The organism is Mesorhizobium sp. M7A.F.Ca.CA.004.12.1.1 (assembly GCF_003997835.1).
Taxonomy (GTDB): domain Bacteria; phylum Pseudomonadota; class Alphaproteobacteria; order Rhizobiales; family Rhizobiaceae; genus Mesorhizobium.
Genome location: NZ_RZRK01001348.1, coordinates 1 through 828 on the forward strand (window position 1 = coordinate 1; position 828 = coordinate 828).

General features: G+C 63.8%; 1 protein-coding gene. It reads right to left on the bottom strand.

Going from position 1 to position 828, the window contains the following annotated elements:
- Positions 1 to 113: 113 nt before the first annotated feature.
- Positions 114 to 828: SDR family oxidoreductase (locus EN984_RS36305; RefSeq protein ID WP_164766001.1), on the bottom strand; the 715-nt coding region annotated here is incomplete at its 5' end.

The window sequence follows — 828 nt, forward strand, 5'->3', positions numbered from 1 at the left end:
GGCCAACAGGGGCGTTTTGCCTAGAGATAGCCTCATCGCTGTCTTCATGAACCCGGTTCTCCACCGCAATCCCAAGGCCGAATCATAGCACGCCGCGCCCGCGGCTTCGATCGTCAGCGCTTCATCGGGCTGCGCGCTTCGCCGTCACGCCAATCGCCGCTTGCCCACATATGATCGAAGGCGGCGCGGTAGTCTGGAAACCGCAGGGAATAACCCGCCGCCTTGATCGCCGCGTTGGCGACACGCTTGTTCTCGCCATAGAAGGACCGCGCCATGGGCGAAAGTTGGGCGGCGTCGAAGGGAATTTCGGGCGGCGGTTCGATACCCATTAGCGAAGCGGCATAGGCGACGACATCCTGCGGCGGCGCCGGCAGGTCGTCGGTGACGTTGAAGATGCCGCCTGTATTGCCTTCGATGAGCTGCCACAGGGCGCCGGCAATGTCGTCGCAATGGATGCGGTTGAACACCTGGTCCGGCTTGACCAGCCGCCTTGCAGTGCCGTTTTCCAGATTGACCAGCGCGTTGCGGCCGGGGCCGTAAATGCCGGACAGGCGCAGGATCGCCCCCGGTCGGCCGATCTCGCGGCCCAGCTCCAGCCAGTCTCGTTCGGCGGCCACCCGCATCACCGAGCGCTTCGACACCGGCCGGCATTCCGCCGTTTCATCGACCCATGCGCCGTCATAATTGCCGTAGACGCCGACGGTGGAGAGATAGCCGATCCATTCAAGCACCGGCATTTGAGTGAGGATTCCCGCGCGGGCGGCATTCAGCACAGGATCGCCGGCCTCTTCCGGGGCGACCGAAATCAGCAGATGCGTTGTTTTTCCC